General features: G+C 73.0%; 24 protein-coding genes. 17 read left to right on the top strand and 7 right to left on the bottom strand.

Annotation, left to right across the window (positions count from 1 at the left end):
* Positions 1-53: 53 nt before the first annotated feature.
* From HH311_RS15995 to HH311_RS15960, 8 genes are all read left to right on the top strand, one after another.
* The gene (locus HH311_RS15995; protein ID WP_169184660.1) at positions 54-341 is read left to right on the top strand and encodes a F0F1 ATP synthase subunit C; all 288 of its coding nucleotides are present in this window, start codon (positions 54-56) and stop codon (positions 339-341) included.
* A gap of 32 nt (positions 342-373) precedes the next feature.
* A complete protein-coding gene (locus tag HH311_RS15990; RefSeq protein ID WP_169184659.1) occupies positions 374-982 on the top strand; it encodes a F0F1 ATP synthase subunit B in 609 nt (202 codons plus the stop codon).
* A complete protein-coding gene (locus tag HH311_RS15985; RefSeq protein WP_169184658.1) occupies positions 982-1,809 on the top strand; it encodes a F0F1 ATP synthase subunit delta in 828 nt (275 codons plus the stop codon). The genes HH311_RS15990 and HH311_RS15985 overlap by 1 nt, the downstream gene beginning before the upstream one ends.
* Positions 1,810-1,905: 96 nt before the next feature.
* Positions 1,906-3,588: a F0F1 ATP synthase subunit alpha gene (gene atpA, locus HH311_RS15980; protein WP_169184657.1), complete on the top strand. Its 1,683-nt coding sequence runs from the start codon at positions 1,906-1,908 to the stop codon at positions 3,586-3,588.
* Between the two features lie 8 nt (positions 3,589-3,596).
* Positions 3,597-4,586 (top strand): F0F1 ATP synthase subunit gamma, encoded by a 990-nt coding sequence (locus HH311_RS15975; RefSeq protein WP_169184656.1) that lies wholly within the window; start codon positions 3,597-3,599, stop codon positions 4,584-4,586.
* Positions 4,587-4,592: 6 nt separating this feature from the next.
* Positions 4,593-6,023, top strand: coding sequence for a F0F1 ATP synthase subunit beta (gene atpD / locus HH311_RS15970; protein WP_169184655.1), 1,431 nt, complete (start codon positions 4,593-4,595; stop codon positions 6,021-6,023).
* A gap of 73 nt (positions 6,024-6,096) precedes the next feature.
* Positions 6,097-6,483: a F0F1 ATP synthase subunit epsilon gene (locus tag HH311_RS15965; protein ID WP_169184654.1), complete on the top strand. Its 387-nt coding sequence runs from the start codon at positions 6,097-6,099 to the stop codon at positions 6,481-6,483.
* Positions 6,484-6,522: 39 nt separating this feature from the next.
* Positions 6,523-6,993, top strand: a complete 471-nt coding sequence (locus HH311_RS15960) for a DUF2550 domain-containing protein (protein WP_312030183.1) — start codon at positions 6,523-6,525, stop codon at positions 6,991-6,993.
* 163 nt (positions 6,994-7,156) lie between these two features.
* Here the strand turns inward: HH311_RS15960 and HH311_RS15955 are convergent, their stop codons facing one another.
* Positions 7,157-7,741 (bottom strand): cob(I)yrinic acid a,c-diamide adenosyltransferase, encoded by a 585-nt coding sequence (locus HH311_RS15955; protein ID WP_169184653.1) that lies wholly within the window; start codon positions 7,739-7,741, stop codon positions 7,157-7,159.
* Positions 7,742-7,838: 97 nt separating this feature from the next.
* On the opposite strand from HH311_RS15955, the gene murA reads away from it, so the two are divergent.
* On the top strand, positions 7,839-9,146 hold the full coding sequence (murA, locus tag HH311_RS15950) for a UDP-N-acetylglucosamine 1-carboxyvinyltransferase (RefSeq protein WP_169184652.1): 1,308 nt from the start codon (positions 7,839-7,841) through the stop codon (positions 9,144-9,146).
* A 1-nt stretch (position 9,147) separates the two neighbouring features.
* On the opposite strand, the gene HH311_RS15945 is transcribed toward murA, so the two are convergent.
* Positions 9,148-9,432, bottom strand: coding sequence for a hypothetical protein (locus HH311_RS15945; RefSeq protein WP_312030182.1), 285 nt, complete (start codon positions 9,430-9,432; stop codon positions 9,148-9,150).
* A gap of 120 nt (positions 9,433-9,552) precedes the next feature.
* On the opposite strand from HH311_RS15945, the gene HH311_RS15940 reads away from it, so the two are divergent.
* The gene (locus HH311_RS15940) at positions 9,553-11,616 is read left to right on the top strand and encodes a protein meaA (RefSeq protein WP_169184650.1); all 2,064 of its coding nucleotides are present in this window, start codon (positions 9,553-9,555) and stop codon (positions 11,614-11,616) included.
* Between the two features lie 89 nt (positions 11,617-11,705).
* Here HH311_RS15940 and HH311_RS15935 read toward each other — a convergent pair whose 3' ends face one another.
* Genes HH311_RS15935 through HH311_RS31005 form a run of 4 tightly spaced genes read right to left on the bottom strand, consistent with a single transcriptional unit; the run spans position 11,706 to position 16,239 of the window.
* Positions 11,706-12,593 carry a hypothetical protein gene (locus HH311_RS15935; protein WP_169184649.1) on the bottom strand — a complete coding sequence of 296 codons (888 nt, stop codon included), beginning with the start codon at positions 12,591-12,593 and terminating at the stop codon, positions 11,706-11,708.
* Between the two features lie 53 nt (positions 12,594-12,646).
* Positions 12,647-13,186, bottom strand: a complete 540-nt coding sequence (locus HH311_RS15930) for an NUDIX domain-containing protein (protein WP_396027445.1) — start codon at positions 13,184-13,186, stop codon at positions 12,647-12,649.
* Positions 13,131-15,455: a bifunctional polysaccharide deacetylase/glycosyltransferase family 2 protein gene (locus HH311_RS15925; RefSeq protein ID WP_312030181.1), complete on the bottom strand. Its 2,325-nt coding sequence runs from the start codon at positions 15,453-15,455 to the stop codon at positions 13,131-13,133. The genes HH311_RS15930 and HH311_RS15925 overlap by 56 nt, the downstream gene beginning before the upstream one ends.
* Position 15,456: 1 nt before the next feature.
* On the bottom strand, positions 15,457-16,239 hold the full coding sequence (locus HH311_RS31005; protein ID WP_211190322.1) for a hypothetical protein: 783 nt from the start codon (positions 16,237-16,239) through the stop codon (positions 15,457-15,459).
* 211 nt (positions 16,240-16,450) lie between these two features.
* Between HH311_RS31005 and HH311_RS15920 the strand changes: the two genes are divergently transcribed.
* The 7 genes from HH311_RS15920 to HH311_RS15890 all read left to right on the top strand — a co-directional run bounded on the left by HH311_RS15920 (position 16,451) and on the right by HH311_RS15890 (position 23,069).
* A complete protein-coding gene (locus HH311_RS15920; protein ID WP_169184648.1) occupies positions 16,451-17,524 on the top strand; it encodes a hypothetical protein in 1,074 nt (357 codons plus the stop codon).
* Between the two features lie 56 nt (positions 17,525-17,580).
* Entirely contained in the window at positions 17,581-18,069 is a 489-nt protein-coding gene (gene atpF, locus HH311_RS15915; RefSeq protein WP_169184647.1) for a F0F1 ATP synthase subunit B, read from the top strand.
* Between the two features lie 16 nt (positions 18,070-18,085).
* Entirely contained in the window at positions 18,086-18,745 is a 660-nt protein-coding gene (nucS, locus tag HH311_RS15910; RefSeq protein WP_169184646.1) for an endonuclease NucS, read from the top strand.
* Positions 18,746-18,837: 92 nt separating this feature from the next.
* A complete protein-coding gene (locus HH311_RS15905) occupies positions 18,838-19,296 on the top strand; it encodes an HIT family protein (RefSeq protein ID WP_169184645.1) in 459 nt (152 codons plus the stop codon).
* A gap of 27 nt (positions 19,297-19,323) precedes the next feature.
* Positions 19,324-20,853 (top strand): aldehyde dehydrogenase family protein, encoded by a 1,530-nt coding sequence (locus HH311_RS15900; protein WP_169184644.1) that lies wholly within the window; start codon positions 19,324-19,326, stop codon positions 20,851-20,853.
* A gap of 100 nt (positions 20,854-20,953) precedes the next feature.
* Positions 20,954-22,732, top strand: a complete 1,779-nt coding sequence (locus tag HH311_RS15895) for a 3-hydroxyacyl-CoA dehydrogenase family protein (RefSeq protein WP_169184643.1) — start codon at positions 20,954-20,956, stop codon at positions 22,730-22,732.
* Between the two features lie 76 nt (positions 22,733-22,808).
* Positions 22,809-23,069 carry a hypothetical protein gene (locus HH311_RS15890; RefSeq protein ID WP_169184642.1) on the top strand — a complete coding sequence of 87 codons (261 nt, stop codon included), beginning with the start codon at positions 22,809-22,811 and terminating at the stop codon, positions 23,067-23,069.
* 4 nt (positions 23,070-23,073) lie between these two features.
* Here the strand turns inward: HH311_RS15890 and HH311_RS15885 are convergent, their stop codons facing one another.
* The gene (locus HH311_RS15885; RefSeq protein WP_169184641.1) at positions 23,074-24,186 is read right to left on the bottom strand and encodes a DivIVA domain-containing protein; all 1,113 of its coding nucleotides are present in this window, start codon (positions 24,184-24,186) and stop codon (positions 23,074-23,076) included.
* Positions 24,187-24,267: the final 81 nt, after the last annotated feature.

Here is a 24,267-nt window from a genome sequence, read left to right as displayed (position 1 = left end):
CGGCGGTCGGCCGGCCTCTCGTTCCCCAACCCAACGAGCTCAGAAGGAGCGTCATGTCGCTTGTGCAGTCCGTCCTGGCCCAGGGCGGAGACCCCACAACCGGGCTGAAGTCCGGTGGGGCCTTCATCGGCGGTGGCATCGCCCTCGCCGGCGGCGCGATCGGCGCGGCCATCGGTGACGGTCTCGTCGGTGCGCAGACCATCGCCGGCGTCGCCCGCCAGCCGGAGGCGCAGAGCCGCCTGTTCAACATCTTCTTCCTGACCGTCGGTCTGGTCGAGGCCATGTACTTCATCAACCTGGCGTTCATGGCGCTGTTCGTCTTCGTCCTCGGCAGCGGGTGATCGACGTGGCCGGACTGCCGAGCACGGAAGCCGTGCTGGCGCAGGGGGGCAGTTCCCAGAACTTCCTGCTCCCCAACGGCACGTTCTTCTTCGAACTCATCCTGTTCGTCGTCGTCTTCGTCCTGCTCGCGAAGTTCGTCGTGCCGCCGATCCGGCGGGCGATGGAGGAGCGCGCGGAGCGGGTCCGCCAGTTGCAGCGGGACCGCGAGGAGGCCGACGAGAAGTACCAGGAGGCGGAGCGCCGTCACGCGGAGGTGCTCTCGGAGGCCCGCAACGAGGCCTCGTCCATCCGCGACGAGGCCCGCGCGACCGCCCGGGAGCAGGCCGCCGAGCAGCGCGCGCAGGCGGAGCGGGAGATCTCGGACGTCCGGCAGCGGGGCGAGCGCGAGCTCGAGGACCAGCGGTCCCGGGCACGGGGCGACCTGCAGCAGCGGCTGCCCGACTTCGCGCGCACCCTCGCGGAGCGCATCCTCGGCCGGTCGATCTCGGACGAGACGTCCGCCCGCTCGACCATCGACTCCTACGTCGGTTCGATCGGCTCGTCGGAGCCGGCCGGGACGACGTCGGGGTCGTCCGCTGACGGGGCCGGCACGAGCACGGTCGCGGCGGGCTCGTCGGGGTCCGGGACGGGGGAGGGCTGATGCACAGCGCGAGCCAGGCCGCCCTCGACAACGCCGTCGAGCAGCTCGAGCAGGTGGTCTCCGACCAGCAGTCGGGCACCGCCGACCACCTCGCGCGGGTGTCGGACGAGCTCTACTCCGTCGCGGCCGTCCTGGGCGAGCACATCGAGCTGCGCCGTCACCTCGTCGACCCCACCGGGTCGGCGTCGCTGCGCCGCAACCTCGTCGAGAACCTCTTCTCGGACAAGGTCGACCGGACGACGGTCCAGCTGCTCACCACCCTGGTGGAGACGCGGCTGACCTCGCCGACCGACCTGGTCGAGGCCGTCGAGATCCTGGGGCGCACCGCCGCCCTGGCGTCGGCGGAGAAGGACGGCACGCTCTCGGACACCGAGGACGAGCTGTTCCGCTTCGGCCGGATCCTCCAGCGCGAGCCGCGCCTGCGGACGCTGCTGGCGGACTCCACCGCACCGGTCGACAAGCGGGAGGAACTGCTCTCGCAGGTGCTCGGCGACAAGGTCACCCCGACCACCCACCGCCTGCTCGCGCAGGCGGTGCGCCACCCGTACTCCAAGGCGCTCGACCACGCGGCCGAGCGCCTGGCGGATGCGGCGGCGGCGCGGCGGGACCGGTCGATCGCCCGGGTCGTCGCCCCGATCGCGCTGACCGACGAGCAGGAGGAGAAGCTCGGCGACGTGCTCTCCCGCCTGTACGGCCGCTCGATCTCGGTGCAGTCCGACGTCGACCCGGACATCCTGGGTGGCCTGGTCGTGCAGGTCGGGGGGGAGCTGCTCGACGGCAGCGTCGCCCGTCACCTGCGCGGTGCCGCCGACGCCTTCCCGACGTGAGCGCGCGGCCCGCCCCGGCCCGGGTGACTCCCCGGGCCGGCGCGGGCCGCCCCATCCCCCAGACCACGCAGTCGTGAGAACAGATAGCAGGGAACCATGGCGGAGCTGACGATCTCCTCGGACGAGATCCAGAGCGCGATCGAGAACTATGTGTCGTCCTTCTCGGCGGAGTCGTCCCGCGAGGAGGTCGGCACCGTCGTCGACACGGGTGACGGCATCGCCCACGTCGAGGGTCTCCCGTCGACGATGACCAACGAGCTGTTGAAGTTCGAGAGCGGGTCGCTCGGTCTCGCCCTGAACCTCGACGAGCGCGAGATCGGTGTCGTCGTCCTGGGCGACTACTCGCAGATCGAGGAGGGCCAGCAGGTCAGCCGCACCGAGGAGGTCCTCTCGGTGCCGGTGGGCGACGGCTTCCTCGGGCGCGTCGTCAACCCCCTCGGGGAGCCGATCGACGGCCTCGGCGAGATCGAGAGCGAGGAGCGGCGCGTCCTCGAGCTGCAGGCGCCCACGGTCGTCCAGCGCCAGTCGGTCAGCGAGCCGCTGCAGACCGGGATCAAGGCGATCGACTCCCAGACGCCGATCGGTCGCGGCCAGCGCCAGCTGATCATCGGCGACCGCAAGACCGGGAAGACAGCGGTCTGCACCGACACGATCATCAACCAGCGTGAGAACTGGGAGACCGGCGACCCGGAGAAGCAGGTCCGCTGCATCTACGTCGCGGTCGGCCAGAAGGGCTCGACGATCGCCGGCGTGAAGGCGGCGCTCGAGGACGCGGGCGCGATGGAGTACACGACCATCGTCGCCGCCCCGGCCTCCGACCCCGCGGGCTACAAGTACATCGCGCCCTACGCCGGCTCGGCCATCGGCCAGCACTGGATGTACCAGGGCAAGCACGTCCTGATCATCTTCGACGACCTGTCCAAGCAGGCCGAGGCCTACCGCGCGATCTCGCTGCTGCTGCGCCGCCCGCCGGGCCGTGAGGCGTACCCGGGCGACGTCTTCTACCTGCACTCGCGGCTGCTCGAGCGTTGCGCCAAGCTCTCCGACGAGCTCGGCGCGGGGTCGATGACGGGTCTGCCCATCATCGAGACCAAGGGCAACGACATCTCGGCGTACATCCCGACGAACGTCATCTCGATCACCGACGGGCAGTGCTTCCTCGAGTCGGACCTGTTCAACCAGGGCCAGCGCCCCGCCATCAACGTCGGTGTCTCGGTCTCGCGCGTCGGTGGTGACGCGCAGATCAAGGCGATGAAGTCCGTCGCCGGGTCGCTGCGCGTGAACCTCGCGCAGTACCGCGAGCTGGAGTCGTTCGCGGCCTTCGCCTCGGACCTCGACTCCGCCTCGCGGGCGCAGCTGGACCGTGGCCAGCGCCTCATGGAGCTGCTCAAGCAGGGCCAGGGCGAGCCGTACCCGGTGGAGCAGGAGGTCGCCGCGATCTTCCTCGGCACCTTCGGTCACCTGGACTCGGTGCCGGTCGAGGACGTCCGCCGCTTCGAGAGCGAGTTCCTGGAGCACCTGCAGCGCAACGGCTCGGAGATCCTCTCGGAGATCCGGGACACCGGGAAGCTCGAGGAGGACAACCAGAAGCGGCTGGCCGACGCGGTCGCCGAGTTCAAGAAGTCCTTCGAGACGACCGACGGGTCCTCGGTGGAGGAGTCCGGGGACGACGCGGAGCAGTCGCGGTCCGGGTCCGACTCGTCCGGGTCCGACTCGTCCGGGTCCGACTCGTCCGGGTCCGACTCGTCCGGGTCCGACGACGGCTCCGGCGAGAGCTGAGGTAGCGCATGCCGGCCCAACTGCGCGTACTGCGGCGACGCATCCGGTCGTCCCGCAACATCGCCCAGATCACCAAGGCGCAGGAGACCGTGGCGATGTCGCGGATCTCCAAGGCCCAGGCGCGGGTGGAGAACTCCCGACCCTACGTGCGGGAGTTCACCAACGTCCTGGCCCAGGCCGCGAAGGCCGCGGCCACGGACCACCCGCTCCTGGTCGCGCGCGAGAACGTGTCGCGGGTGGGGGTCCTGGTCATCACCAGCGACCGCGGCCTCGCCGGCGGCTACAACGCCAACACGCTGCGGCTGGCCAACCATCGGCTGACCGAGCTCGCCGACGCCGGGCACGAGCCGGTGCTGTTCGTCGTGGGCCGCAAGGGCCGGGACTTCTTCCGGTTCCGCGGCCGGGAGGTCGTGCAGAGCTGGACGGGCTTCTCCGAGCAGCCCGCCTACGAGAACGCGGTCGAGGTCGCGGACTCGCTCGCCTCGGCGTTCCTCGTCGGCGGCGAGGGGACCATCGAGGGCCCCGAGGAGGACGAGGACCCGCCGGTCATCGCCCCCGAGGAGATGCGGGGCCTGAACGGGGTGGACGAGATCCACATCGTGTTCACCGCGTTCGAGACGATGCTGTCCCAGACGCCGGAGGCCCGCCAGATCGCGCCGCTGTCGCTGGAGGAGCTCGACTCCGGGGACTCGGACGACTCGTCGGACGAGGGCGGCGACAGCGAGGCGGAGTACGATTTCGAGCCCGACGCCGAGCAGCTGTTCGACGTCCTGCTGCCGAAGTACCTCCGCACGCGGGTGTTCGCGGCGATGCTGGACGCCGCCGCGTCCGAGTCCGCGGCGCGGCGCCGGGCCATGAAGGCCGCGACCGACAACGCGAACGAGCTCATCGACAACCTGACCCGCGAGGCCAACCAGGCGCGTCAGGCCCAGATCACGCAGGAGATCAGCGAGATCGTCGGTGGTGCCGACGCCCTCGCCTCGCAGGGGAGTGACTGAGACACCATGACGCAGGCACCCGAGCAGCAGAAGACCGGCACCGGGCGGATCGCCCGCGTGCTCGGTCCCGTCATCGACGTGGAGTTCCCGCGCGACCACGTGCCGGACCTCTTCAACGCGCTCACCTTCGACGTCACGCTCGACGGCGAGACGAAGACGCTGACCCTGGAGGTCGCCCAGCACCTGGGCGACAACCAGGTGCGCACCATCGCCATGCAGCCGACGGACGGCGTCGTCCGCGGCCAGGAGGTCCACGACAGCGGCCACTCGATCACGGTGCCGGTGGGCGACCAGGTCAAGGGCCACGTGTTCAACGCCCTCGGCGACTGCCTCGACGAGCCCGGCTACGGCCAGGACGGCGAGCGCTGGTCCATCCACCGCGACCCGCCGCCCTTCGACCAGCTCGAGGGCCGCACCGAGATGCTGGTGACGGGCCTCAAGGTCGTCGACCTGCTCACCCCGTACGTGCAGGGCGGCAAGATCGGCCTGTTCGGCGGCGCGGGCGTGGGCAAGACGGTCCTCATCCAGGAGATGATCCAGCGCATCGCCCGCAACTTCGGTGGCACCTCGGTGTTCGCCGGCGTGGGCGAGCGGACCCGTGAGGGCAACGACCTCATCACCGAGCTCACCGACGCGGACGTCCTCAAGGACACCGCGCTCGTGTTCGGCCAGATGGACGAGCCGCCGGGCACCCGCATGCGGGTCGGCCTGTCGGGCCTGACCATGGCGGAGTACTTCCGCGACGAGGTCGGCGTCGACGTGCTGCTCTTCATCGACAACATCTTCCGGTTCACCCAGGCCGGCCAGGAGGTCTCGACCCTCCTCGGCCGCATGCCCTCGGCGGTGGGCTACCAGCCCACGCTCGCGGACGAGATGGGTGAGCTCCAGGAGCGCATCACCTCGACGCGCGGCCGCTCGATCACCTCGATGCAGGCGATCTACGTGCCCGCGGACGACTACACCGACCCGGCGCCGTCCACCACCTTCGCCCACCTCGACGCGACGACGGAGCTCTCCCGCAACGTCTTCGCCAAGGGCATCTTCCCGGCGGTGGACCCGCTGACCTCGACCTCGACGATCCTGGACCCCCAGTACGTCGGCGACGAGCACTACCGCGTCGCGCGCGAGGTCATCCGGATCCTGCAGAAGTACAACGACCTGCAGGACATCATCGCGATCCTCGGCATCGACGAGCTCTCCGAGGAGGACAAGCTCACCGTGGCGCGCGCGCGCCGCATCGAGCGCTTCCTCGGCCAGAACATGTACGCCGCCGAGCAGTTCACGGGTGAGCCCGGGTCGTTCGTCGACGTCAAGGACACCGTCGAGGCCTTCGACAAGATCGCCAAGGGCGAGTACGACGACTACGCCGAGCAGGCGTTCACCATGGCGGGTGGCCTCGAGGACGTCGAGGAGAAGCAGAAGCAGTTCAACGACTGATCCTCCGTGAGTCCCGGGCGGGGCGCGTGCGCGCGCCCCGCCCGGGTCCTGTTCGACGAAAGGACGTCACCCAGTGGCCGAGATGCAGGTCGACCTCGTCGCGGTGGAGCGGCAGGTGTGGTCCGGCACCGCCGAGTTCGTCTTCGCCCGCACGAGCGTCGGCGAGATCGGCATCCTGCCTCGTCACGAGCCGCTCATCGCCCAGCTCACCGAGGCGGGCATGGTCCGGATCGACCCGACCGACGGCGAGTCGGTCCGGGCGGCCGTCTTCGGCGGGTTCCTGTCGATGGACGGCGAGAAGCTCACGATCCTCGCGGAGGAGGCGGAGCTGGGCGACGAGATCGACGTGTCCGCCGCCCAGCAGGCGCGGGACTCGGCGAACGAGGACGACGCCGAGGGACGCGCCGCCAAGGCCCGGGCCGAGGCCCGGCTCGCGGCCGCCGGCCAGGGCTCCGAGTAGCGGGACGGCGGACCAGGGGCGCGTGCGGGAGCGACGGGCGTGACGATCTCCGGGATGGTCGTGGAGATCGTGCTCGTCGTGGTCGCGGCGGTCCTGCTCCTGCTCGCCCTGGTCGCGCTGCGCCGCATCCAGCAGTTGCGCCGCGGCGGGGTGGACGTCGCGCTGCGGGGTGCCCCGGCCACGTCGGACGCCGCGCCGTCGCCGGCCGAGGACCAGCGCGGCTGGCACTCCGGGATCGCCCGCTACCGGGGCGACCAGTTCCGCTGGTACCGGGTCAGCGGGCTGCGCTCGGGGCCGAACGTCGTCCTCGACCGGCTGGACGTCGAGATCGTCGACCGCCGGCCCCCGCGGCCGACCGAGCTGCACGCGCCGGGGGCCACGGTCCTGCGATGTCGGACGTCGACCGGCACCTACGAGCTGGCGATGGGCGCCGACGTCCTCACCGGCTTCTCCTCCTGGCTGGAGTCGATCCCGCCCGGCCGCTCGACCGGGTACCGCCAGGCGAGTTAGTCCCACCGCTCCGAGCGAAGGGCACCTTCGATCGGCTGGATCGAGCGACGGTGCCCTTCGGTCACCACAGCGGGCCGACCGGGATTCCGGCGATGGGCGCCCGTGGGCGGATAGAACGAGCGACGGTGCCCTTCGCTCGAGGCGGGCAGCGGTGTCGGCGCGGTCAGCCCTGCTGCGCCTCGGGGCCGCCGGGGACCCACAGGACGTCCCCGCCCGGGTTGGCGACGCGCCCGAAGATGAACAGCAGGTCCGAGAGCCGGTTGAGGTAGCGCGCCGGGAGCACGCTCGTGCGCTCCGGGTCGGCCTCGATCACCGCCCACGTGGCGCGCTCCGCCCGGCGCGTCACCACCCGCGCCACGTGCAGGTACGCCGCGCCCGGTGTCCCACCGGGGAGGATGAACGAGTCGAGCTTCGCCAGCTCCTCGTTGAACTCGTCGCACCACCCCTCGAGCCGCTCGACCTGCGCCTCGGTGACCCGCAACGGCGGATACTCCGGAGCCTCCACGATCGGGGTGGCGAGGTCGGCCCCGACGTCGAACAGGTCGTTCTGGATCTGGCGCAGCGGCGCCGCGAGCCGCTCGGAGAGGTCCCCGACGGCGAGGGCGACGCCGATCGCGGCGTTCGCCTCCTCGGAGTCGGCGTACGCGTCGAGGCGGGGGTGCGTCTTGGGCACCCGCGAGAAGTCGGAGAGACCGGTCGTCCCGTCGTCACCGGTGCGGGTGTAGATGCGGGTGAGGTGAACGGCCACGTGGCCAGTCTAGGGGCGCACCCGCCCGCCGCGGCGCCGCTCGGCCGGGGGCGGCCGGGGTCAGGGGGCCGGAGCGCGGCCGGTAGCGTCGCCGAGCGTGAACGAGCACTTCGTCGTGCGGGGGGCGGGACCCCTCGAGGGTGCCGTCGACGTGGTCGGCGCCAAGAACAGCGTGCTCAAACTGATGGCGGCCGCGCTGCTGGCCGAGGGCCGGACGACGATCACGAACTGCCCCCGCATCCTCGACGTGCCGCTCATGGGCGACGTGCTGCGCAGCCTGGGGTGCGACGTGTCGGTCGACGGCGACGTCGTCGTCATCGACGTGCCCGCCGAGCTGAACCCGGAGGCGGACTACCGCTCGGTGTCGCGGCTGCGCGCGTCTGTCTGCGTCCTGGGCCCGCTGGTGGCCCGCTGCCGGCGCGCGGTGGTGCCGCTGCCCGGCGGCGACGCCATCGGCTCGCGGCCACTCGACATGCACCAGGCCGGCCTGCGGCTCCTCGGTGCCCGGTCGGAGATCTCGCACGGCTGCGTGGTGGCCGAGGCGGACGGGCCGGGCGTGGCGCTGCGCGGCGCGCAGATCTGGCTCGACTTCCCCTCCGTGGGCGCCACCGAGAACATCCTCATGGCCTCGGTGTTCGCCGAGGGCACCACGGTGATCGACAACGCCGCGCGCGAGCCGGAGATCGTCGACCTCGTCCGCATGCTCCAGGAGATGGGCGCGAAGATCTCCGGCGGCGGGACGTCGACGCTCACCGTCCACGGCGGTGCCGACCTCACCCCGACCACCCACCGCGTCATCGGCGACCGCATCGTCGGCGCCACCTGGGCCTTCGCGGCCGTGATGACCGGGGGCGACGTCACCGTGCGCGGGGTCGACCCGCACCACCTCGACCTGGTGCTCGACAAGCTCACCCAGGCCGGCGCGACCACCGAGACCGTGACCCCCGCACCGGAGGCGGGCAACGGCGCCCCGGCCTTCCGGGTCCGCGCCGGCGGGCGGCCGCGCTCGGTGGACTGGGTGACGCTGCCGTACCCGGGGTTCGCGACCGACCTGCAGCCGATGGCGATCGCGCTCTCCGCGGTCTCCGACGGCACCTCCATGATCACCGAGAACGTCTTCGAGGGCCGGTTCCGCTTCGTCGAGGAGATGGTCCGCCTCGGCGCGGATGCACGCACCGACGGGCACCACGCGGTCGTGCGCGGGGTGGAGCGGCTCTCGTCGGCGCCGGTGTGGGCCTCGGACATCCGGGCCGGCGCGGGCCTGGTGCTGGCCGGGCTGGTGGCCGACGGTGAGACCGAGGTGTGGGACGTCGCCCACATCGACCGCGGCTACCCGGGCTTCGTCGAGAACCTCACCGCGCTCGGCGGCGACGTCCACCGGGTCCACGCCCCGCCCCAGCGGTGAGTCACCCGGCGCGCAGGGCGACCTTCGCGTCGTCGACGTCGCCGGGGAAGACGAGCACGTTCCAGCCGGCCTCGCCGTGGGCGATCGTGGACCGCACCTTCTCGCGGGCCAGCCGGGCGGCCAGGACCTCGGCGGCCTCGCGGGTCGGCGCCGTCGCGACCGTCTCGAGCAGCCCGACGTCGCCGTCGTCGCTCGGCACGGCGCCCTTCGGTCCGGTGCCGAACGTCCAGCGCAGCACGCCGGCGAGCAGGACCACCACCGCCAGCGCCGTGAAGATCTCACCCACCGACCCCACCATGACCCCATCCTGACCGATCCTGTGAAAAGCGGCATGGCCGCGACGGATGGGTCCCGGGCCGACCCGTCGGTAACCTCAGCGGGTCCGGCCCCTGCGCGGAGGTAGCTGATGCCGTACCCGACCGACGACTCCCGTGACCGCCCCTGGGTCATGCGGACCTACGCCGGCCACTCGTCGGCGAAGGCGTCCAACGAGCTCTACCGGCGCAACCTGGCCAAGGGGCAGACGGGGCTCTCGGTCGCCTTCGACCTCCCGACGCAGACCGGGTACGACCCCGACGACGAGCTCGCCCGCGGCGAGGTCGGCAAGGTCGGCGTGCCGGTCAGCCACATCGGCGACATGCGGGCGCTCTTCGACGGCATCCCGCTGAACGAGGCCAACACCTCGATGACGATCAACGCGACGGCCATGTGGCTGCTCGCGCTCTACGTGACGGTGGCCGACGAGCAGGCGCAGGCCGCCGGCGAGGACGTCGGGGCGGTGCGTGCGAAGCTCGCCGGCACCACGCAGAACGACATCGTCAAGGAGTACCTCTCGCGCGGGACCTACGCGTTCCCGCCCGCGCCGAGCGTCCGGCTGATCACCGACACGATCGCCTGGACGGTGTCGAACGTCCCCAAGTGGAACCCCATCAACATCTGCAGCTACCACCTGCAGGAGGCGGGGGCGACGCCGACGCAGGAGGTCGCCTACACGATCTCCACGGCCATCGCGGTCCTCGACGCGGTCCGCGACTCCGGCCAGGTGCCGGAGTCCGAGTTCGGCACGGTCGTCGGGCGCATCTCGTTCTTCGTCAACGCCGGGCTGCACGTCATCGAGGAGATCGCGAAGCTGCGGGCGTTCGCGCAGCTCTGGGACGAGCTATGCCAGGAGCGCTACGGCGTCACCGACCCGAAGATGCGGCGCTTCCGCTACGGCGTGCAGGTCAACTCCCTCGGGCTCACCGAGGCGCAGCCGGAGAACAACGTCCAGCGCATCGTGCTCGAGATGCTCGCGGTGACGCTCTCGAAGGACGCCCGCGCCCGCGCCGTGCAGCTCCCGGCGTGGAACGAGGCCCTCGGGCTGCCCCGCCCCTGGGACCAGCAGTGGGCGCTGCGCATGCAGCAGGTGCTCGCCTACGAGACCGACCTGCTCGACTACGAAGACGTCTTCGCCGGGTCGCACGTCATGGAGGCGAAGACCGCCTCGATCGTCGAGGGCGCCCGCGCGGAGATCGCCAAGGTCGCCGAGATGGGCGGCGCGGTCGAGGCGGTCGACTCGGGCTACATGAAGTCCCAGCTGGTGTCCTCGCTCGCCGCGCGGCGGATGCGGTTGGAGTCGGGCGAGGACGTCGTCGTCGGGGTCAACAAGTTCACCTCCACCGAGCCGAGCCCGCTGCAGGCCGAGGGCGCCGAGGCGATCTTCGTGGTCGACAAGGAGGTCGAGGAGCAGGCCCGCGAGGCGGTCGCCGCGTGGCGGGCCGACCGCGACCAGGACGCCGTGAAGGCGGCCCTGGGCCGGCTCACCGAGGCGGCCGGCACCAGCGAGAACCTCATGGACGCGACCCTCGAGTGCGCCCGGGCGGGCGTGACGACGGGGGAGTGGGCCGGCGCGCTGCGTGACGTGTTCGGCTCCTACCGCGCCCCGACCGGGGTGACCGCGGCCTCGTCGTCGGGAGCCGGACCCGACGCGGGCCACGACGGCGAGCCGAGCGACCTCGACGCCGTCCGCGACCGGGTCCGGCGCACCGCCGACGACCTCGGGGTGCCGGCGCTGCGCATGCTGGTCGGCAAGCCGGGGCTCGACGGGCACTCCAACGGCGCCGAGCAGATCGCCGTGCGCGCCCGCGACGCCGGCTTCGAGGTCATCTACCAGGGCATCCGGCTCACCCCGGCCGAGATCGTCGCGGCGGCGGTGCAGGAGGGCGTCCACGTCGTGGGCCTCTCGGTGCTCTCCGGCTCGCACCTCGAGGTGGTCCCCGCGGTGCTCGACGGGCTCGCGCGCGCCGACGCGGCCGACATCCCGGTCGTGGTCGGCGGCATCATCCCGCCGGCCGACGCCGAGCAGCTGCAGCGTCTCGGGGTGCACCGGGTGGTGACGCCGAAGTCCTACTCCCTCACCGGGATCATGGGGGAGTTCGTCGACGTCGTCCGCGAGGCCCACGGCCTGGAGCGCGAGCAGGCTCCGGCCTGAGGACGGAGTTCATCGCCATCCCGACGGGGTCGAGTGGACTCTGAGGGTCGGTGCGGGAGCCGTAGCGGTCCACCCGGTGGGCGGCGCGCCTACTGCTCGTCGGCCTTGGCGTCCCCACGGCGCTTGAGGAACGAGAAGCCGGGGATGCCGTCGATGGCGCGGCGGAGGTCCTTGGTGACGTCGAGCAGCTCGGCGAGGTCCGGCCCGACCCGGTCGAGGGTCTCGAGGATCGGGAGGATGTCCTCGGACAGGTGGTGGGCCAGCGCCGGCAGCTCGTCCACGAGCTGGATCGCGGCGTCGATCTCCTCGGGCGCCAGGTCGTCGACGAACTTCCGCGTCAGCGGCGCGGCGCGCTCGAGCATCGGCCGGTAGAGGTCGAGCAGCTCCTGTGCGTGGCGGCTGGTGATCGAGGCGGAGGACATCACGTCGTCGGCGCCGGAGGTGATCGTGCGGGCCGAGTCGACGACCTCGGCGGCGCCCCGGGTGATCCCCCGGGCGTCCTCGACGACGGACGCGGCACCCGTCGTGATGCTCCCGGCCTCGTCGACGACGGACCGGGCGCCCTTGGTGATCGTCCCGGCCTCGTCGACGACGGCCGAGGCGCCGCGGGTGATCGCGCGGGCCTCGGTGACGACGCCGTCGGCCCCGGTGGTGATGGAACGGGCGGACTCGACGACCTCCGAGGCGCCCCCGGTGATCCCGCGGGCCTCGTCGACCACCGACGCGGCCCCCGAGGTGATCCCGCGGGCCTCGCCGATCACGCCCTCGATGTCGCCGACGATGCCCTCGGCCCGGTCGACGAGGCCGTCGACGCGGTCCGCGATCCGCCCGAGGGCGCCGAGCAGCCGGGTGACCTCGTCGAGCAGCCCGTCCACGCGGGCCGGTAGCCGGGACCCGACGTCGACGAGGTCGGCCGTCCACCCCAGGACCTCGGAGGGCGTGGGGACGGCCAGCGGACCGAGGCGCACGAGCGGCATGGATCCAGTCTTCCCTCGATCACGAGGGACCCGCGGTACCGATCTCGGCGCTCTCAGTGACCGGCGAGCAGGAGCAGGCCGTACGCCGCGATCGACTGGGCGTCGGTGACGTCGCCGGACCGCACCATGTCCTCGAACTCCGCGCGGGTGACCCAGGCGGTGCGCATGTCCGCCTCGGTCTCCTCCCGCTCCGGCTCGCCCTGGGTGAGGTCGGTGGCCAGGTAGGCCTGCCCGCGCTGCGAGGACAGGCCGGGGGCGATGTGGAGGAGGCCGAGGGGCTCCCAGCGCCCCGCTCGCAGGCCGGTCTCCTCGCGGAGCTCCCGCGCCGCCAGGGCCGCGGGCTCCATCTCGTCGCGGTCGGGAGCCGTCCCCTGCGGGAACTCCCAGCTGCGGCGGCCCACCGGGTACCGGAACTGCTCGACCAGCATCACCCGCGCCGACGGGCCGGTCCCGTCCAGCGCGATGACCAGGGCGTAGGCCGGCTTGTCGACGACGCCGAAGATGCCCTCGGAGCCGTCCGGCCGCCGGAAGGTGTCCTCACGGACGGTCATCCAGGGGTTCTCGTACACCTGCCGGCTCGAGAGCGTCTCCACGGGCCCGATCATGCCCGGCCCCGTCACGTCGGGGAGCCAGGGGACCCGCCGCATGCCCGTCCGGGGGCGCCGCGAGCAGGGCATCGAGGCCGCCGACCCGCCGCAGCTTCTGCCATCCCAGCCGGATGCCGCCCAGCGCGGTGACGGTGGAGCGGATCAGCACGGCGTACATCAGCTGGCGGTACACGACCTGCTGCAGCGGCAGCAGCCACAGCACACGCAGCGGCTCCCGCTCGAGCCGGAACGCGACGACCGCGGCCAGCACCTGGATCGCCAGCACGGCCGCCCACAGCAGCAGCGTCGTCACCGGGTTGAGGAAGACCAGGCCGTAGACCAGGAAGATGTCCACCAGCGGCGCGAGGAGCGGCAGCAGGATCTGGAAGACCGCGAGGTGGGCGAGCCCGAGCCGGCCGAACCGGCCCGACGCGCCGCGGTCGAGCACCGCGCGGCGGTGCTTCCACATCGCCTGCATGGTCCCGTAGCTCCACCGGTAGCGCTGCCGCCAGAGCTGGGGGAGCGTGCCCGGGGCCTCGGTCCAGGCCCGCGCCGAGTCCTCGTAGACCACGCGCCACCCGGTGCGGCAGATCGCCATGGTCAGGTCGGTGTCCTCGGCGAGGGTGTCGTGGCTGACCCCGCCGACCTCGAGCAGCACCGCGCGCCGGAACGCGCCGATGGCGCCGGGGATGGTCGGCATGCACCGCAGGACGTCGTAGACGCGGCGGTCGACGTTGAAGCCCATCACGTACTCGATGTGCTGCCAGCGCGACACCAGGCCGGCCCAGAACCCCAGACGGGTGGGGGCGGCGACCTTGGCGTTGCCCGCGACCGCGCCGACCGACGGGTCCGCGAAGGGCTGCACGAGCCGCCCGACGGTGGCCGGCTCGAACACCGTGTCGCCGTCGATCATGACGATGAGGTCGTGGCGCGCGTGGGCGATGCCGGCGTTGAGCGCGCTCGGCTTGCCGCCGTTGGCCTGGCGCAGCACCCGGACGTTCGGCAGGCGCAGCGCCTCGACGATGTCGGCGGTGCCGTCGGTGCTCCCGTCGTCGACCACGAGCACCTCCACCGGGTGCTCGCTCGCGACGAGGGAGCGCACCGTGGCGGCGATGTTCTCCTTCTCGTTGTAGGCCGGGACGACCACGGAGACCGGGGCGCGCACCGTCGGCCCCCAGGAGAAGCCGGGCCGGTGGCGGCGACGGTGCTGGCGGCACGCGACGGCGAGCATGAGGGCCAGCCGGACGACGACCAGCACGCCCACCACGAGCAGCAGCCACGCGAGGGCGTCGACCACACCGCCGGCCACCGCGACCAGCCCGATCATCGTGGCACCCATCGCGTGGGCGGGGGCCGACGCGGGCTGGTTGTCGGCCGGCAGGCCCACCGCCGCCTCGGGGGTGGTGAAGCGGTAGCCGCGGGCCTGCAGGTCCGGGATGAGCCGGTCGAGGGCGGCGACGGTCTGCGAGCGCTCGCCACCGGCGTCGTGGAGCAGCACGATCGCCCCGGCGGTGCCGGCGGGCTGGGCGTTGCGGACGATCGCGTCGACCCCCGGCCGCTCCCAGTCGCGGCTGTCGACGTCGGAGAGCACGGTGACGTAGCCGTCGGCGCCGGTCTCGCGGAACGAGCGCAGGGCGTCGTTGTCGACGGCGTTGGCGGTCGAGGAGTACGGCGGGCGCAGCAGGTAGCTGGTCTGGCCGGTCGCCCCGTTGACCACGAGCTGGGTCTCGGCGAGCTCGCGGTCGATCCGCAGGGTCGAGACCTGCCCGAGGTCGGGGTGGGTGAACGTGTGGATCCCGACCTCGGAGCCGGCGGCGCGGATCTGGCGCAGCAGACCGGGGTTGCTGGCGGCCCGCGAGCCCACCACGAAGAACGTGGCGGGCACGTGGTGCTTCGCGAGCACCGCCAGGATCTGCGGCGTCCAGGTCGGGTCGGGGCCGTCGTCGAAGGTCAGGGCGATCGTCTTCGCCGGCATCGCGGCACTGCGGGGCTCCGCGCCGCGGGTGTCGAGCACCGGACCGCCGTCGGTGACGCTGCGCGGCACCTCGTCCATGTTCGTCGTGTCGGTCACCTTCCCGCCCTCGGCGTCGACGCCGACCTCGGAGTGGGCCAGCCCGTTGACCAGCAGCAGGCAGCCGAACATCACGAGCGCGACCACGACGAGCACGACGCCGGGCCGCGGCAGCCAGCGGCGGCGGCGCGGTCCGCGCGGTCCCGACGACGCCGGCCGGGCACGCCAGCCGGCGCGCGAGGGCGCGGCGCTGTGGCGGGCCACGTCAGGCCGTCCCGGAGAGGGTGGAGACGCCGGAGGTGGCGGCGTCGAGGGGCACGGCGGGCGTGGTGGTCGGGGGTGTGGTGGTCGGGGGTGTGGCGGTCGTGGTCGGGGTGGTCGGCGTGCCGGTGCCGGTGCCGGTGCCCGTCCCGATCGAGGTCCCGGTGCCGGTGCCGGTGCCGGTGCCGGTACGCGGCGTCGTCGTGCCCCCCGTCGCCGGGGCGGCCGGGGCGGTCGTCGTCGCCGGGGTGGCCGCGCGGGCCGGCGTGGCGGCGCGGGCCGGGGTGGCGGCGGGCGCCGCGGCCCGGCGCGGTGCCGCGACCGCCGCGGGGGAGCGCCGCACGAGGGGCACCGTTCGGGTGGCCGGCGCGGCCTCGCGCCGGCGGAGCTCGACGAGGCCGGTGCCGGAGCGGGTCGTCGCGAGCGGCTGCGAGGCGGCCACCGGGCGGACGGCCGCGGCGGCCGGGGCGGGCGCGGCGGTGGCGGGGGTCGCGACGACGACGGGCGCCGCCGCGGTGTCGGGGCCCGTCGCGTCGGGCGTGCCGGGATCGTCGCCGTCGTCGTCGGGGGGCAGTGGAGTCGGCGTGAGCGTCGAGCCGGTGACCTCGCCGAGCGCGCCGACGCTGGTGGTCAGCGTGACCCCGAAGGCGGCGACGTACGCGGCGCAGACCGCGGCGCCGAGCCACCCGACGAGGGTGAGCGTGCGCCGGCGGCGGCCGCTCGCGTCGACGAAGACCGGGACGCCGCCGAACGACCCGGAGGCCACTGCCCGATGCGCACCCGCCATGACGATCCCCTCACAGACACCCAGCCGGGCCCGGCTGCCCCGGACGGGACGCCGCACACCGGGAGATCGTCACCATAGGTAGATCCGCTACGGGCTCGAGCATCACCCGATACGGTGAAACGCACCGGGTGGGTGGTCGGCTCCTCTCCGTTCCGCGACGAGCCGTCCCGGTCGCGGTACGTTCCAGGCGTCGGCACCGGGGAGGCGGGCCGTGTCCCACGCGCGCCGGCTCGCGCAGCGCCGCGAGCCCACAGGCCGGTCCGGCGCTGCCCGGCCGGGATGGTCGCGGCTGGTCGTCGCGGTGCTCGGGGTCGGGCTGGTGGTCGAGGCGGTCCACCAGATCGCCGCGGGCAACGACGCCCCGGACTTCGCGCCGATCGACGACTGGCTGCACGCCGGGCTCATCCTCGCCTCGAGCGCCGTCTGTGCGCGGGGCGCGGTGCGCCGGGGGCCGGGCCCGGCGCGGGGGGCGTGGTGGTGCTTCGCCGTGGCGCTGCTGCTCTTCGCGATCGCCGAGATCACGTGGGGGGAGCTCTACTCCCGCGGCGGCATCGTCCCGACCCCCAACCCGACCGACGTGCTCTACCTGGCGACCTACCCGCTGTTCATGGCGGGCCTCGTGCTCATGGTGCGGGCCCGGGTGATCGGGGTCCCGTGGCACCGGTGGCTCGACGGCTTCGTCGTCGTCCTCATCGTCGCGACCCCGGGCGTCGCGCTGGTGATCGTCCCGGTGCTGCAGGCCTCGCCGATCGATCCCCTCGGGCTGGTCGTGGACGTGGCCTACCCCGTCGGGGACGTCCTGCTGCTCGGGGCCCTCCTCGGGAGCCTGCCGCTGCTGTCGTGGCGGCTGCACGGCAGCTGGCCGTGGGTGGCGGTGGGCCTGATCTGTCTCACCGTGGCCGACGCGGTCTACAGCGTCGCCGCGACCGACACGGTGTCGCACGAAGGGCCGTACGACTTCCTGTGGAGCGCCGGCGCGCTCGCGATCGCCGTGGGCTCGACCCGGATCCCGGCGGGCCCGCAGCCCGCCCGGGAGATCACCGGCTGGCCCGCGATCATCCTCCCGCTCGGTGCGCAGGTGGCCGCCGTCGCGATCCAGATCTACGGCTACGTGCGCGAGCTGCCGCCGACCGAGCGGCTGCTGACGCTCGGGGTGCTGTTCGTGGGCATCGCGCAGATCATCGTGTCCCGGCCGCGCCCGTCGTCGGGGGAACCGTCGTCGGGAGGAACGTCGTCGGGGGAACCGTCGTCGGCCGAACAGCCGTCGTCGCCCGACCCTTGCTAGGCTCCGCGCGAGCAGGACGAGACCGGTCATCGCGGAACGGGAGCACGGCAGAGCACATGGTCAGCACCATCATCGCTGAGATCGTCGCCTTCCTGATCGTCATCTACGTGATCTACCGCTACGTGGTGCCGCCGCTGAAGCAGATGACCGAGAAGCGCGAGAAGGAGATCGCCCAGCAGGTCGAGGACGCGCGCAAGGCCCGCGAGCGCCTGGAGCAGGCCGAGGCCGCGTACCGCGAGGCCGTCGACAACGCCCAGAACGACGCCGCCCGCATCCGCGACGACGCGCGGGCCGACGCCCAGCGCATCGCCGACGAGATGCGCGAGAAGGCCGAGCAGGAGGTCGAGCGCCTCCGCCGCCGTGGCGAGGAGGCCCTCGAGAACGCCCGCTCCCAGGTGGTGCGCGAGCTGAAGGCCGAGCTGGGCCACCACTCCACGGAGCTCGCGAGCCGCCTCGTGCGCCAGGAGCTCGAGTCCGACCAGGCGAAGAAGGAGTCGGTGGACTCCTTCATCGACGAGCTCCAGCGCTCGGTCTCCTCGAACTGATCTCGCCGACGACGACGTGCGTCTCGTCATCGCCCGCTGCACGGTCGACTACGCGGGCCGCCTGACCGCGCACCTGCCCAGTGCGGTGCGCCTCCTGCTGGTGAAGGCGGACGGCTCGGTGAGCGTCCACGCCGACGACCGCGCCTACAAGCCGCTGAACTGGATGAGCCCGCCGTGCCGGCTCACCGAGGAACCGGGCTCGTGGACGGTCCGGAACAAGGCCGACGAGACGCTGACGATCACCCTCGAGGAGATCCAGCACGACTCGCAGCACGACCTCGGGGTCGACCCCGGGCTCGTGAAGGACGGCGTCGAGGCGCACCTGCAGGAGCTGCTCGCCGAGCACGTGCACACCCTCGGCGAGGGCTGGACGCTCGTCCGGCGGGAGTACCCGACCGCCATCGGCCCCGTCGACCTGCTCTGCCGGGACGACTCCGGGAGCTCGGTGGCCGTCGAGATCAAGCGCCGTGGGGAGATCGACGGGGTCGAGCAGCTCACCCGCTACCTCGAGCTGCTCAACCGCGACCCGCTGCTGGCCCCCGTCGCGGGCATCTTCGCCGCGCAGCAGATCAAGCCCCAGGCGCGGGTGCTCGCCACCGACCGCGGCATCCGCTGCGTCACCCTCGACTACGACGCCCTGCGGGGCATCGAGTCCGACGAGTTCCGGCTGTTCTGAGTGCCAGCGGTGTCGCATCGCAGACGCTGGACGTCCGGAAACGCACACTGACGATGCCGTTCCCGCCGATCCGCCGACGTCCGCCTCTCAGGATGGCCAGGCGGCGTGTCGCCCTGCCCGCCGAGGTCGACGGCGAGTGCGTCTTCTGCGCGATCGTCGCCGGCCGGGCCGAGCAGAGCCTCGTCGCGACCACCGAGCTCGCGACCGCGTTCCTCGACGTCCAGCCCGCCGTCACCGGACACGCCCTCGTCGTCCCCCGCCGGCATGCGAACGCGCTCGCGGACCTGACCGCCGACGAGGGCGCCGCGGTGTGGGAGCTCGGGCGCGCCGTCGCGGCCGCCGCCCGCAGTGCCGGTCTCGCGGACGGGGTGAACCTCTTCCTCGCCGACGGGCGGGCGGCCGGCCAGGAGGTCTGGCACGCCCACCTGCACGTCCTGCCGCGCACGCCCGGCGACGGCCTGCGGCTCGACGACCGCTTCCACCTGGTGCCACGGGGCGCGCTGGACGCCGTCGCGACCCGGTTGCGCGCGTCGCTCCCCCTCGCGCCGTAGGTGTACCCGCCGGTAACGTCAACCGGCATGACGAGCACGGCACCGAAGCCCGCGGCCACCCGATCCGGCGCTGACACGTTCGACTCCCTCGACCCGCGGGACGGTTCCGTCGTCGCCTCCTTCCCCCGGCACACCCCGGAGCAGGTCGCGGAGGTGGTCCGGCGGGCGCGCGGTGTCGCCGACTGGTGGGCCGAGCTCGGCTTCGACGGCCGCCGCAGCCGCCTCGCCGCGTGGCGCCGGCTGCTGATCGCCCGGACCGACGAGCTGGCCGCCCTGGTCAGCAGGGAGACCGGCAAGCCGCTCGACGACGCGCGCATCGAGGTCGTCCTCGTCATCGACCACCTGCACTGGGCGGGCAAGCACGCCAAGGCCGCGCTCGGGCGGCGGCGCTCCGAGGCCGGCGCGCTCATGGTCAACCACAAGGCCACGGTCGAGTACCGGCCGCTGGGCGTCATCGGCGTGCTCGGCCCGTGGAACTACCCGGTCTTCACCCCCTGCGGCTCGATCGTCTACGCGCTCGCCGCGGGCAACGCCGTCGTCTTCAAGCCCTCCGAGCTGACGCCGGGCGTGGGGCGCTGGCTCGTCGACACCTTCGCCGAGACCCTGCGCGGCACCGACCCGCACACCGAGGGCGCCGACGCGGTGTTCGGCCTGGTCACCGGCGAGGGCGAGACCGGCGCGGCGCTGTGCCGCTCGGGCGTGGACAAGGTCGCCTTCACCGGCTCGACCGCCACCGCGAAGAAGGTCATGGCGACCTGTGCGGAGTCGCTCACCCCGGTCCTCGTCGAGTGCGGCGGCAAGGACGCGCTGCTCGTCGACGCCGACGCCGACCTGGACGACGCGGCCGCCGCGGCCGTCTGGGGCGCGATGTCCAACGCCGGGCAGACCTGCGTCGGGGTCGAGCGGGTGTACGTCGTGGACTCGGTCGCCGAGGCGTTCCTCGACAAGATCGCCCAGCGCGCGGCGAAGATCCGCCCCGGCGGCGAGCCGCGCTCGATCTACGGGCCGATCACGATGCCGAGCCAGCTCGGGATCATCTCCTCCCAGATCGACGACGCCCTCTCCCGCGGGGGACGGGCCGTCGTCGGGGGCCGCGACTCGGTGCGGGCGCCCTACGTCGACCCCGTGGTGCTCGCCGACGTCCCCGAGGACTCCTCGGCGGTCACCGACGAGACGTTCGGCCCGACGGTGGTCGTCAACCGGGTCCGCGACATCGACGAGGCCGTCGAGCGGGCCAACGCGTCGCGGTACGGCCTGGGCGGCTCGGTGTTCGCGAAGCAGCGGGGCTACGAGGTCGCGCGGCGCCTGCGCTGCGGGATGGTCTCGGTCAACGGCGTCATCGCCTTCGCGGCGATGCCCTCGCTGCCCTTCGGCGGCGTCGGGGACTCCGGGTTCGGGCGCATCCACGGCCGCGACGGACTGCGGGAGTTCACCCGCGCGCTGGCGGTCTCCGAGCGGCGCTTCAAGAGCATCAACGTCATGACGTTCGACCGGCCGGGCTGGGTCGTGAAGGCCATGACGGTGCTCGCCGGCCTCATCTACCGGCGGAACCGGTAAAGCTACCCCCCAGTAGGCATGCTGTCCGTCACGAGGGATCCGCGCGGCGCCGGGCCGTGTCAGGATCGCGCGACGCTGATGGCGACGAAGGGATGACGACGTGGCGCGCGAGTTCGCCCGGGTGGGTGTGGTCGGTCTGGGCACGATGGGGGCGGGCATCGTCGAGGTGTTCGCCCGCGCGGGCATCGAGGTCGTCGCGGTCGAGGTCGACGAGGCCGCGGCCGCCCACGGCCGGGAGCACGTCGAGAACTCGACGGCGCGGGCCGTCTCCCGCGGCAAGCTCGACGAGGCCGACCGCACGGCGCTGCTCGAGCGCGTCCGCGTGACGACCGACCTGACCGACCTCGCCGACGTGGCGCTCGTCGTCGAGGCGGTGCCCGAGCGTCTCGAGCTCAAGGCGCAGGTGTTCACGGCCCTCGACGGCATCTGCGGGCCGGACACGATCTTCGCGTCGAACACCTCGTCCCTCTCGATCACCGAGCTCTCGGTGCGCACCGAGCGGCCCGGCCGCGTCGTCGGGATGCACTTCTTCAACCCGGCGCCGGTCCAGGCCCTGGTCGAGCTGGTGCGCACCGTGGTGACCGAGCCCGAGGTCGTCGAGGACGTGCGCGAGCTCGCGGTGCGGCTGGGGAAGTCGCCGGTCGTCTGCGGTGACCGCGCCGGCTTCATCGCCAACCAGCTGCTGTTCACCTACCTCAACCAGGCCGTGGGCATGTTCGAGTCCCACTACGCCGGCCGCGAGGACCTCGACGCCGCGATGAAGTTCGGCTGCGGCTACCCGATGGGCCCGCTCGCGCTGATGGACCTCATCGGCCTCGACACCGCGTACGAGATCCTCGAGGAGATGTACCGGCAGTCGCGCAACCAGCGCCACGCGCCGGCCCCGGTCCTCAAGCAGATGATCACGGCGGGCCTGCTCGGCCGGAAGACCGGGCGGGGCTTCTACACCTACGCCGAGCCCGGGTCCTCGGAGGTGGTGGCCGACGGCCTCACCCCGCCGCCGCCCGGCGCCGACGACTCCGCGCTGCGGCCGGTCAGCCGGGTCGGCGTGGTCGGCACCGGCACGATGGCCACCGGCATCACCGAGGTGTTCGCCAAGGCGGGCTACCACGTCGTCGTGCGCGGCCGCTCGGAGTCCAAGGGTGACGGCGCGGTCGCCGCGGTGCGCAAGTCGCTGGAGAAGGCCGTCGTCAAGGGCAAGCTCTCCGAGGCCGACCGCGACGCCACGCTGGGCCGGATCACCACGACCGTCGACTTCTCCGGCCTGGCCGAGTGCGACCTCGTGGTCGAGGCCATCGCCGAGGACCTCGGGGTCAAGCAGGCGGCGTTCTCGGCCCTCGACGAGGTCTGCAAGCCCGGCACGATCCTCGCGACGACCACCTCGTCGCTGCCCGTCGTGGAGTGTGCCGCCGCCACCTCGCGGCCCGAGGACGTCATCGGGATGCACTTCTTCAACCCGGCCGCGGTGATGAAGCTGGTCGAGGTCGTCTCGCCGATCACCACGTCGCCCGAGGTCACGGCGACCGTGCGCGACCTGTGCGCGAAGATCCGGAAGGCGCCGGTGCTCTGCGGCGACCGCGCCGGGTTCATCGTCAACGCGCTGCTCTTCCCCTACCTCAACGACTCGGTGGCGATGCTCGAGGCGCACTACGCGACCGTCGACGACATCGACTCGGCGATGAAGAACGGCTGCGGGCTGCCGATGGGGCCGTTCGCGCTGCTCGACGTCGTGGGCCTGGACGTGTCGCTCGCGATCGAGCGCTCGCTCTACCAGGAGTTCCGCGTGCCCGGGTTCGCGCCCGCGCCGCTGCTCGAGCACCTGGTGACGGCGGGCCGCCTCGGCCGCAAGACCGGGCACGGGTTCCGGGACTACAGCTAGGTGGCCTGCGGCCTTGTGAGCACTAAATGTCGGTATAGCGGCACTTAGTGCTCACGGGCGCGGAGCGCACCTCACCATGGCCAGGAAGAACCGGCGGACAGCGGGCGGGGAATCCCGTCCGCTGTTCGGTGGTGCGCTCTCGCACGTCGAGCGCGGCGGGCGCCGGTACGCGGTGCGGGCCGTCAGCGGCTCGGCGGCGACGAAGTCCTACCGCTGCCCGGGCTGCAACCAGGAGATCCGGCCGGGCACGGCGCACGTCGTCGCCTGGCCGGTCGACGAGATCGGCGGCGGCGACGAGCGCCGCCACTGGCACACCGGGTGCTGGCGGCGCCGCTGACCCGTCAGGACGACGACGTGGCCGCGGCGCTGCGGGCGCCGTAGGCGCGGCCCGCGTCGCGGTCGTCGTCGTGGGCCTCGCGGTGCTCGGGGGCGGCGGTGGCCGCCGGGCCGGCCGTGCGCATCGGGTGCGTCGCGTCGGGCGACTCCTCGGGGAACGCGTCCAGGCCCGGCAGCTCGGCCAGGGACTCGCGCAGCGCGGCCAGCTGGTTGGTCACGCGCGTGCGCAGCCGGCGGACCTCCGCGACCTCGGCGTCGGCCTCGCGCAGCCGCCGGCTCGACTCCTGGGCGGCGTCCCGCAGCTGGGTCTCCGCGCGGGTGCGGGCGTCGGCCTCGTTGCGGGCGAGCACGCGCATGGACTCCGTGCGCCGCGAGGCCATCGCGATCTCGAAGTCCTCCTCGATCTGCACCCGGCGGGCCCGGGACTCCTCGTCGAGACGCCGCCGCTCGGCCTCCGCCTCGGCCCGGATGCGGGCGGCCTCGGCGTGGGCGCCCTCCATGGTGGTGCGGTGCTCGTCCTCCATGTCGCCGCGGCGGCGCTCGTTGTCCGCGAGCCCGGCGTCGTACCGGGTGCGGACCTCGGCGGCCTCCGCCTCGGCGGCCTCGAGCAGTTCGCGCGCGTGCCGGCGGGCCTCGTCGATGGTGGTGCGGGCCTGCTCGTCGGCCTCGGCGACCGTCCGCCGGGCGTGCTCGTCGGCCTCGGTGATCGTGCGGTGGGCCTGGTCCTCCGCGTCGGCCACCGTGGTGCGGGCCCGCTCGTCGGACTCCTCACGGGTCCGTCGCGCGGCCTGCTCGGCGCTGGAGCGCATCTCCCGCGCCTCGTCCTGCGCGAGCCGCAGCATGCGCTGCAGCCGCTCGGAGAGCCCCTCCATGGAGTCCGGTGGCGCCGCCAGCCGGTCGATCTGGGCCCGGAGCTCCTCGACGTGGGCGCGGGTGCGGTCCAGCGCCCGGGCGAGCTCGGACGCCTGGGCGACCGCGGCGTCCCGGTCGGCGGTGAGGATGCGCAGATCGGCCTCGACCCGGTCGAGGTGCTCCTCGACCTGCCCGCGGTCGTACCCGCGGCGCACGACGTCGAAGCCGGTGCCCAGAGGCAGCAGATCACGGTCGCCAGACGGCATCGGCCCAGGTTACTAGGGCTGTGTGCGACACGGCCACGGACGGGTGACGGACACGCCGTCGCCGCCCGGAACGCTCCCGGT

Source organism: Actinomycetospora sp. TBRC 11914, assembly GCF_012933465.1.
GTDB lineage: Bacteria > Actinomycetota > Actinomycetes > Mycobacteriales > Pseudonocardiaceae > Actinomycetospora.
Note: the sequence above shows the minus strand (reverse complement) of the source record. Positions and strands in the feature narration are given on the sequence as shown.

Bases quoted from the DNA above. Each gene is read 5' to 3' on its own strand.
- HH311_RS15995 (WP_169184660.1), top strand. From the start codon at position 54: ATGTCGCTTGTGCAGTCCGTCCTGGCCCAGGGCGGAGACCCCACAACC.
- HH311_RS15985 (WP_169184658.1), top strand. From the start codon at position 982: ATGCACAGCGCGAGCCAGGCCGCCCTCGACAACGCCGTCGAGCAGCTC.
- atpA (WP_169184657.1), top strand. From the start codon at position 1,906: ATGGCGGAGCTGACGATCTCCTCGGACGAGATCCAGAGCGCGATCGAG.
- HH311_RS15975 (WP_169184656.1), top strand. From the start codon at position 3,597: ATGCCGGCCCAACTGCGCGTACTGCGGCGACGCATCCGGTCGTCCCGC.
- atpD (WP_169184655.1), top strand. From the start codon at position 4,593: ATGACGCAGGCACCCGAGCAGCAGAAGACCGGCACCGGGCGGATCGCC.
- HH311_RS15940 (WP_169184650.1), top strand. From the start codon at position 9,553: ATGCCGTACCCGACCGACGACTCCCGTGACCGCCCCTGGGTCATGCGG.
- HH311_RS15935 (WP_169184649.1), bottom strand. From the start codon at position 12,593: ATGCCGCTCGTGCGCCTCGGTCCGCTGGCCGTCCCCACGCCCTCCGAG.
- HH311_RS31005 (WP_211190322.1), bottom strand. From the start codon at position 16,239: ATGGCGGGTGCGCATCGGGCAGTGGCCTCCGGGTCGTTCGGCGGCGTC.
- atpF (WP_169184647.1), top strand. From the start codon at position 17,581: ATGGTCAGCACCATCATCGCTGAGATCGTCGCCTTCCTGATCGTCATC.
- HH311_RS15905 (WP_169184645.1), top strand. From the start codon at position 18,838: ATGGCCAGGCGGCGTGTCGCCCTGCCCGCCGAGGTCGACGGCGAGTGC.
- HH311_RS15900 (WP_169184644.1), top strand. From the start codon at position 19,324: ATGACGAGCACGGCACCGAAGCCCGCGGCCACCCGATCCGGCGCTGAC.
- HH311_RS15890 (WP_169184642.1), top strand. From the start codon at position 22,809: ATGGCCAGGAAGAACCGGCGGACAGCGGGCGGGGAATCCCGTCCGCTG.
- HH311_RS15885 (WP_169184641.1), bottom strand. From the start codon at position 24,186: ATGCCGTCTGGCGACCGTGATCTGCTGCCTCTGGGCACCGGCTTCGAC.